8 protein-coding genes and 1 pseudogene are annotated in these 8,648 nt (G+C 49.6%); 2 read left to right on the forward strand and 7 right to left on the reverse strand.

Annotated features, from left to right (window positions below; genetic code table 11):
- Both ACFOZZ_RS03530 and ACFOZZ_RS03535 read left to right on the forward strand, forming a co-directional pair.
- Positions 1–566: ExeA family protein (locus ACFOZZ_RS03530; RefSeq protein ID WP_376814712.1), on the forward strand; the 566-nt coding region annotated here is incomplete at its 5' end.
- A 4-nt stretch (positions 567–570) separates the two neighbouring features.
- Positions 571–909 carry a hypothetical protein gene (locus ACFOZZ_RS03535; RefSeq protein ID WP_376814713.1) on the forward strand — a complete coding sequence of 113 codons (339 nt, stop codon included), beginning with the start codon at positions 571–573 and terminating at the stop codon, positions 907–909.
- A gap of 71 nt (positions 910–980) precedes the next feature.
- Here ACFOZZ_RS03535 and ACFOZZ_RS03540 read toward each other — a convergent pair whose 3' ends face one another.
- The 7 genes and pseudogenes from ACFOZZ_RS03540 to ACFOZZ_RS03570 all read right to left on the reverse strand — a co-directional run.
- Positions 981–1,427 (reverse strand): antirestriction protein ArdA, encoded by a 447-nt coding sequence (locus ACFOZZ_RS03540; protein ID WP_376814714.1) that lies wholly within the window; start codon positions 1,425–1,427, stop codon positions 981–983.
- 149 nt (positions 1,428–1,576) lie between these two features.
- Positions 1,577–3,673, reverse strand: coding sequence for a DNA topoisomerase 3 (locus ACFOZZ_RS03545; protein WP_376814715.1), 2,097 nt, complete (start codon positions 3,671–3,673; stop codon positions 1,577–1,579).
- A 208-nt stretch (positions 3,674–3,881) separates the two neighbouring features.
- Positions 3,882–4,682 (reverse strand): DUF4366 domain-containing protein, encoded by an 801-nt coding sequence (locus ACFOZZ_RS03550; RefSeq protein ID WP_376814716.1) that lies wholly within the window; start codon positions 4,680–4,682, stop codon positions 3,882–3,884.
- Entirely contained in the window at positions 4,675–4,935 is a 261-nt protein-coding gene (locus tag ACFOZZ_RS03555; protein WP_129175350.1) for a DUF4315 family protein, read from the reverse strand. The genes ACFOZZ_RS03550 and ACFOZZ_RS03555 overlap by 8 nt, the downstream gene beginning before the upstream one ends.
- A 26-nt stretch (positions 4,936–4,961) precedes the next feature.
- A complete protein-coding gene (locus ACFOZZ_RS03560; protein ID WP_129175352.1) occupies positions 4,962–6,938 on the reverse strand; it encodes a C40 family peptidase in 1,977 nt (658 codons plus the stop codon).
- 6 nt (positions 6,939–6,944) lie between these two features.
- A complete protein-coding gene (locus tag ACFOZZ_RS03565; protein WP_129175354.1) occupies positions 6,945–7,745 on the reverse strand; it encodes a hypothetical protein in 801 nt (266 codons plus the stop codon).
- A pseudogene (locus ACFOZZ_RS03570) lies at positions 7,735–8,499 on the reverse strand (VirB4-like conjugal transfer ATPase, CD1110 family); the annotation flags it as partial. The gene ACFOZZ_RS03565 and the pseudogene ACFOZZ_RS03570, both read right to left, overlap by 11 nt.
- Positions 8,500–8,648 lie beyond the last annotated feature (149 nt).

Raw genomic sequence — 8,648 nt, forward strand, 5'->3', positions numbered from 1 at the left:
CTATTACAGCCATTGACTTTTATCGTATGCTTAATGATGCACTCGGTCTTGAAGAAACAACTAAAAAATCTCAGATGTTCAAGCAGATACAGGATGAACTTAAAAGACTGACATCAGAAAATAAGATGGAAGTCATCATAGCGATTGATGAAGCCCAGTTTCTGAGAAAAGAGGTATTGAGAGAATTCATTATGCTTATGAACTTTGACTATGACTCAAAAGATTACTGTACACTTATATTTGTTGGACAAAATGAATTCTTAAGAACACTGCGTCTTAAAGCACTTGAACCGCTCAGACAGCGTATCAATATGAATTATACCTTTACTGGCTTTAATGAGGAAGAGGTCAAGGATTACGTGGTATCAAGACTGAAATCGGTCAACTGCAGAAGTGATCTGTTCAAAGATGAATGTTACCATACGCTGTATTCTATGATGAATACATCAGTAAGAATCCTTAATCAGCTTATAAATAAAAGTCTGATACTTGGCATGCATTACAACAAGGAAACAATCGACAGTGAACTGGTGATGCAGGCGAGCAAGGAACTGATGCTGGGATAGGATTATGAATTACATCTATAAAAATATAAACGCAAAGAAGTGTATTGGAGAAATAAGCAGCCTGACTATTACGCCGTTTTTTGCTTTTGAAATTACAGCAGATAAACAGACAATAAGCTGTTATCTTGATCATTTATTGTCAGAATGGCACTTATGTATAGTTGATTATGAAATAGACGTTGTACTTGCACATCCAACAGATATATTCTGGAATACAAATGCAATCTTTGAAAAAATAGAGGATGAAGAGTTAAGTATACAGATTGCCTATGCCGTAAATACAGTCTATAAAGAAATTACAGTGAAGATGTACTCTAGTGGTACATCTTTTCTTTATCTATGATTTATTGATTGAAATAAACTGCGGTCGCTATAAAAATACATTATTATATTGGGTAATATAATTTGCAGTCATCAGATGGGTAGAGTTTGCGGTTTAACAAGGAAATAATCGCCCAGTTCCTTATAGCTGAAAATGCCCGGAACATGGGAATAAAAATCTGTGTTGTAGGTGTGGTTGATAAGCCCGTCAAGGCTGTCCGGCTTGAAATCGCTGTGCATTACAGCGTCCAGTTTTTCAAGCTGTCCTGTTGTCATTTCTTCAAGCCTTGCGGCAAGGAAATTTATCTTGTCAAGGTCGCCGTCCCTTATCCATTCAAAGGGTATCTCAATGCGCCTGTCCTCGTTTGTGGAATAGCCGTTTATAAAAAAGTCCTGCGGGTTGTCTGCTGTGATGTTCAGTGCTTTCATGGCTTCGTAGAGTTCTTCTTTTGTGGCGGGCAGGGAGAGGAATACGGTTTCCGGGTTGCCTTTTTCAAACTCGGTGCGGTTCTGTATCAGCACGGAAAAATCATCTTTCATAAGCAAAGCTCCTTTCAATTTTTTTGGTCTTTTCAAGAGGGTTTGGGACACTTCCCAACAAGCAAAATTCCCACAAGTCCCGCAGGGCGGGAAAGTGGGAATTTACGGGATTGGGTACTCAATCCCTATGCTTGCTATTCTTCTCTTGGTTACTTCTTGGGTTTTGGCTTCTTGGTCTTTTTCAGCTCGATTTTGTAATTGACGTACTTCCCGCCTGTGTCACAAAGCAGCACATCAGCGTCATAGGTCTTGCCTGTTTTCTCGGAATACAAGCCTTTCATGCCTGCCCTGCCTTTACTAAGCAGGGCGGCGGCAAGGTTAGCGGTAAGCTCCTTTTTCTTGCTTTCAAAAAAGCGGTCATTTTTCCACATGGAAAATGCACAATCCCGGCTGCTGCAATAAAAATTCTTCCTGCCCTCATAGACGGGAGAGCCGCAGCGGGGACATTTGCCAATTTCCTTTTTTTCCGGGGCAAACAGCTTTTTATGTTCCTCCGATACGGCGGCATGGTCTTTGACAAGCTCCGCCGCCATAGCTTCAATATCCTGCATGAAGCTGTCCGGGTCGGCGTTCCCTTTTGCAATCTCCGTCAAGGCGTTTTCCCATTTGGCGGTCAGCTTCGGGCTTGTGAGAATGTCGGGCAGGACGGCGACAAGGTTCTTGCCGTCTTTGGTGGGGATAAGCTGCTTTTTCTTCCGTTCCACAAAGCCCGCCTGCACAAGTTTTTCCAGTACCGCCGCACGGGTGGCGGGAGTGCCTAAGCCTTTTCGCTCTGCGTCCTCTGATATGTCCCCGCTTCCCGCACGTTCCATAGCGGACAGTAACGTATCTTCCGTATAGGCTTTCGGGGGCGTTGTGTCGTGGGCGGTCATGCCTGCCTTTGCCGTGATTTCCTGTCCCTCGGACAGTTCCGGCAGGGCGTTTTCTTTTGTGCTTTTTTCTTCCTCCGGCTTCGCTTTCAAGGTGGCACGGAAGCGGCGTTCCAGTTCCTTAAAGCCCTCGCATTTTACTGTTTTCCCCTTTGCGGTAAAGGTCACGCCGCCGCAGGAAAAGGAAGCAGTCACGGCTTCATAGCGGTAGGGCTGTGCCGTTGCGGATAACAGTTTCATGGAGAGCAGGAGCAGGATATTCCTTTCGCTTTCCGGCAGGCTGCTTTTATCCGTCTTTACCGCTTCGGCGGTGGGGATAATGGCGTGGTGGTCGGAAACTTTTTTGCTGTTCAGTATGCGGGAATAGTCCGGGGAGAGGTCAACGCCCTTTGCAAAGTCCAGTGTGCCGAAAAGCCCGGACACGATATTTTCAGCGGTGGGGAGCATATCGTCCGTTAAATACTGGCTGTCCGTCCGGGGGTAGGTGCATAGCTTTTTTTCATAGAGTGATTGGGTGTAGTCAAGGGTCTGCTTGGCGGTGTAGCCGTAAAGCCTGTTTGCTTCCCGCTGCAAGGTCGTGAGGTCGTAAAGGCGGGGCGGGTTCTCGGTCTTTTCCTCATGGATAAGGGAAGTGCATACCGCCGTTTCCCCGTCACAATCCGCACGGAGCTTTTCGGCTTCTTTTTTTTCTGTGTAGGGCGGGCTTGCCGCTTCAAAAGTGCCGTCCCCGATACGCACCACATAATATTTTTTCTTTTCAAAATTCTGTATGGCGTTGTCCCGTTCCACAAGCAGGGAAAGGGTCGGTGTCTGTACCCGCCCCACGTTCAAGGTGTGGTTGTAGAGGACGGAGAAAAGGCGGGTCGCATTGATACCGATAAGCCAATCAGCCTTTGCCCGGCATAGTGCGGAGTGGTAAAGCGGGTCGTAGTCGTGTCCGTCCCGCAAATCTTCAAAGCCCTGCTTGATTGCGCTTTCCTCCATGCTGCTGATCCACAAGCGGGAGAACGGTTTTTCACACCCGGCTTTCTCATAGACAAATCGGAAAATCAGTTCCCCCTCACGCCCTGCGTCCGTGGCGCACACAAGAGCGTCAACGTCCTTTCTGTGCATGAGGTTTTTCAAGGTTTCAAACTGTTCTTCCTTGTCCGGGGATATGACGGTTTCCCACGTCCGGGGCAGGATTGGTAAGTCCTCATAACGCCACTTCTTAAAATCTCCATAGTGGGTAGCGTCCGCAAGTCCCGCAAGGTGTCCCACGCACCAACTGACGATAAAACCGCCGCCCTCCATGTAGCCGTCCTTTCTTTCGTCTGCGCCGATTACAGCGGCTATACTCATAGCAACACTCGGCTTTTCTGCGATTACTAACTGCATAAAAATATCTCCTTTCAGTGTTCCGGCTCGGTATGCTTTTTTGCCTGTAATTTCTTGATACAATATCCGATACAAGGGGCTTGCCCCTTGTGGTAAGGGCAGCCAACGCAAGCCGGGGAATGGGGGACGGGCGGCGTGTCGTCCCCATGCCGCCCGTGTCCCGGTTTCTGTGTCATCATCTTTTCAAAAGGGCTGTCTGTAAACCACGTCATACGCTGTCCCCCGTATCTTCCTCAAACTCTGTTTCCCCGGTGTCTGTGTCCGTTTCGGTGTCCTCCGTATCGTCCCCGGTGTCGTCCCCGTAACCGTCATAATCGGTTTCGTCCTCATAGTCCGTATCTTCCTCGTCCTCGTCAAAGTCAAAGTCGGAAAAATCGGGGCTGCCTTTTACGGTTTCCTTTGGCTTGATGTACTTGAAATAATAGAACGCCCCGCCGCCTGCAAAGAGTGTCAGCAGAAAGAGCAGGAGCAGGCTTTTTGTGCCTTTGCTGTCTTTTGGCTGTTCCGGCTCGGCTTCGGTTTCCGGCTCGGTTTCTTTTTCTGCGCCGATACAGGAATTGCGGTTGTTAAGGCATACGGGGCAGCTTTCGTTGACCGCCCCGGCTTCGCATTTTTCCTTGCAGGTGCAGGTCTGCGGCATTACCGTTGTTTCTTCTTTTTCCCCGTCCTCAATGAGTGCCATAAGGTCGGCTTCGTCTACCATGTTGAGGAAATGCACGGTGTTTTCCCCCTCGGCGGCACGGTCGATAAGGATATAAAAATAATTCCCGTTCTTGGTGGTTACTGTGATAAGCTGCTTGTTTTCTCCCCAAATATCATCTACAAGCGTTGCGTTGCCCTCCGGGGTCAGCGAGTCGCTTGGGTTTATGGTTTCCTCCGGCTCTGGTGCAGGTGTTTCAATTACTTCGTATTCCTCCCCGCCGCCTGCGTAGGCGGTCATGGAAAAGCCGCCCGTAAGGATAAGGGCGGCGGCAAGTGCTACAAAGGTATGTAAGATTTTTTTACTCATTCTCGGTGTCCTCCTGTCTTGAAAAAAGGCTGCTGTTTGCGGTTGCTGTTGTTGTTGCGGCATTGTCCGGCTTGCCCTGTAAAAAGGTGGAAAGCTCTGCCGGGGTCATGCGTAACGCCCGCACCATTTGTACGATTTGCAGGTTTTCAACTTCGGTTTTCTGTGCTTCCAGTTCCCGTAGCCTGCTTTGCTGTTTGGAGATTGTTTCTTTTGTTTTCTCAATCTCCGCAACGATACGTTCCAGTTTCATCATAAAAAATTTTCCTCCTGTTATGTTTGTCATGGTAAACGCCCGTAGGCGTAGAAGTGTTGCTGCCAATACGGGGTATTGACGGAAGCGTAGGAAATGGGGTTGCCGCAATGTATCATCATGCCGTTGCCCGCATATATCCCTACATGGCTGACTGCCGAACCGCTGTCATAAGTCCCCGTGAAAAAGATAATGTCCCCCGGCTTGGCTTCGCTCGGTGCTATGGGCGTTGTGTAATTGAAAATGCCCTGCGCCGTTGTCCTGCCTACACTCCCTGCGCCGGAATGGTTGATTACCCAACACACAAAGCCCGAACAGTCAAAGGAAGTGGACGGGGAGCTGCCGCCCCATACATAGGGGTAGCCTAAGTATTTTTCCGCTTCCGCAATCATGGCGGCAAAGCGTTCATCAGAGAGGGCTTCCGGCGGTATCTCATAGTCTGTGTACTGCCCGCCGCCCGGTGTGCCTGTTGCGTAGTCCTCCCCGAACACGTCCGGCTTGTTGCCTTTGGTTTCCATGTAAATGTCAAACATTTCTTTCTGTTCCGGGGTTAGGAGTTCCCCGGCAAGGGTTTCAATGTTTTTATTGGTTAATGTCACATGGAGAATGTAATAGTCGTAGGGGACTTCCTCGGTGGTGGTTTCCCCGGTTTCCGGGTCGGTGGTGGTTTCCGTGCGGTAGCGTGTCTGTATTTCTTCCCGCAGGGTAAGGGTGTACTGCTTTTCAAACAATGCCTGCAATTCTGCCTGTGCTTCCTGCCTTGTGTAGTCGTAGAGCTTGGCGGTAAGGTAGGACGCAAGGGCAAAGGGGTCATGCCCGATCTCGTCAAGGTGGTACTGGTATTCGTCATAATCGGGATAATCGGTTTCTATGTCTGCGATTTCCTCCCGCAAGTCTTTTTCCAGTTCCTTGTAATCGGCTTCCACTTCCCGGATTGCTTCGTCCTCGGCGGTGTAGGAAGTGCCAACGATAGAGGAAACGCCGCCCTGTATGATAGCAGCGCAGGAAGATAGCCCGGTAAATATCATCACGATTAAAAGCAGGAACACGGAAGCGGTCAGTATGCCTTTCCAGTGGCGGGCAATAAAGTCCGTTGTCTTTTTCGTGGCTTCCCCTGCGGCTTTCCCGGCTTTCTTTGCCGTGCCTGCCGTCTTTCCCGCTGTTTTCCCGGCTTTCTGCGCTGCCCGTAAATCTTTTGCGTACTGCCTTTTTATCTGCTGTTTCTGGTGGAAGCGGGAGAGGGGATTGCCTGCAAGCTCCGGGTTCTCTTTCAGTGTCTTATGGTATAAATAATTGGTGTCTGCTTTCATGGAAGCGGCTTCTGCTTTGGCGGCGGCACGGTAGGGTTTGAGCTTGTGGCTTCGGTAGCCCTCCTTTAGTTTCCGTCCTGCGTAGCCGCCCGCCTTTTCCGCAAGTTTCTCCGTCTTGTGTGCGCCCTCAACGCCGGAATTTTCTTTCTCCACCTCGCCTACTTTCCCATGCACATAATTCTTGATTTCCCTTATGGGTCTGTCTGCCGGGTTGTGGTGCAGCTTCCCGTTTGGCGGCTTGTCGGTCTTTTCAAAGTACAGGCGGGTCTTTGCCCGCCCGGTGGCTTCGTCAAATTCCCTTGCGGCTTTTATGCGTTTCTGCTTGGGTATCTTTTCCCTTGCCGCTTCCAGTCTGTCAGCGGCTTTCTCGGACTTTTTTACATACTTTGCAAGCTCCGGGTCGCTGCGCTCCGCTTCGGAAAATTGCAGGCGGGAAGCCTGTTTCCCTGTGGCTTCCTGCGCCTGCTTTGCTTCCTTTTTTGCCTTTCTGCGGCGTTTCTTTGCCCTGTGACGCTGCCTTTCGGTGGCGGCACGGTCAAAGGCTTTCCCGGTCACGTTTTCCGCTGTATCGCCGGAAAAATCGTCTGTTTCCCTCTGGCTTTTCCGGGTCTGTTCCCCGGTTGCCTTGTTGATTTCCACAACGCCGTCACGGGTCATTTTCTGCGTGGTCTTTGCCTTTGCCTTAAACTCCTGCAAGGTCTGTTACCTCCTTTCTGCCTGCCCGTATTTCTGCGGGTTGTAGCGGCATATATCCCGGTTGAAGCGGGGCTGCGCTATCTGCGTATACTGCCTTTGCCCGGTGCGGACGGCAAAATATAAATCTTTGTCTTTGGGTCGGGGTAAGCCCGTGTACTGCGGGTAGCTGTTCAAGATGTTTTTTGCTTCCACGGTCAGCGGGTAGATATAGCGGAACATACGCCCGTTTATCTTCTCAATCCCCTTTGCGGCGCAAAAGTCATAGGTCAGCCAACATTTCTTTTTTACGCCCTCTAGGGCGGCGTTCTCGGCTAAGAGCTGCCCGGCACTCCGGGGGTGTATCTTCTCCCCGGTTGCGCTGTCCCGGTAAACGCTCGTTGTGAAATGCCCTAAGTAGCGGAAATTTGACGCTTGGTACATATAGCCGCATTTCCCCATAATGCCGTCTGCAAGTGTGTAAAGGAAAAGGCAGCCCGTGTTGTCCCGTACCCAACGTGTGAGTGCGGAGAGCGCAAGGCTGCCAAAATACCCGGTGTGGTTCTTTTCCGGGAGAAAGCACATTTTTCCGATTTCCACATAGGACGCTGTTGTAAGGTCATGCGCCGGGAAAATCTTCCTTATCGTCTGTAAGGGCTGCGTCCCCCAACCTAACAGGGCAACGCCGGAAAGATGCCCGCCCTCAAAAAAACCTAAATAGCATTTGTTCAGACGGGGCAGCACCTTTGAATAATGGTATCTGCGGATAAACGCAACCGCTGTGTCCGGGTCAATCTTCTGTACGGTCACGGCTGCTTTTTTATGTCCCATTGGCAAGTTCCTCCGGGCGTGTCGTCATTATGCGGTAAAGCTCCGTGTCTGTCGGGAAGCGGTCTACAAAGGGCAGGATCACATTCCCGTAGAAGATAAGCCCCTGCCCGGCTTCAGAGTGGGTCACATAGGAAAGCTGCTTATTGGATATGCCTAACTGTTTCGCCAAAATCTGCCTGTCGCCGCCCGCTTGGTTCAGCATATAGATAAAGTCGGAGTTCTCAAAGATATTTTCGATTTCCCGGCTTGCAAGCAGGTCTTTGACGTTCTGCGTTATGCCTGTCGGTATGCCGCCCCATTTTCTGAAACGCTTCCAAATCTCCACGGAATAGGCGGCTGTCTGTTCCTCCTTTAACAGCAGGTGAAATTCATCACAATAGAACCATGTGTTAGCGTGGAGTTCCCTGTTCTCGGTCACACGCCCCCAAACTTGGTCTTGTATGATAAGCATACCTAACTTTTTGAGCTGCTTGCCTAATTCCTTAATGTCAAAGCAGACAAGGCGGTTATGTATGTCTATGTTGGTGCGGTGGTTGAACACGTTAAGGCTTCCATGCACATACAGTTCCAGTGCGGCGGCTACCCGTGCGGCTTCCGCTTCCGGCTGCTTCTTTAGTGCGTTGTATAAATCTTCCAGTATCGGCATTTTGGACGGTTCGGGGTCTGCAAGGTATTCCCGGTAGACTTCCCGCACGGCTCTGTCAATGACGGTCTTTTCGATAGGCTCTAAGCCGCTTTTGCCGCCAACGACAAGTGTTAAACCGCAAACTCTACCCATCTGATGACTGCAAATTATATTACCCAATATAATAATGTATTTTTATAGCGACCGAAGTTTATTTCAATCAATAAATCATAGATAAAGAAAAGATGTACCACTAGAGTACATCTTCACTGTAATTT

This window comes from Catenibacterium sp. GCM10023432 (assembly GCF_042651925.1).
Classification (GTDB): domain Bacteria; phylum Bacillota_I; class Bacilli_A; order Erysipelotrichales; family Coprobacillaceae; genus Catenibacterium; species Catenibacterium mitsuoka.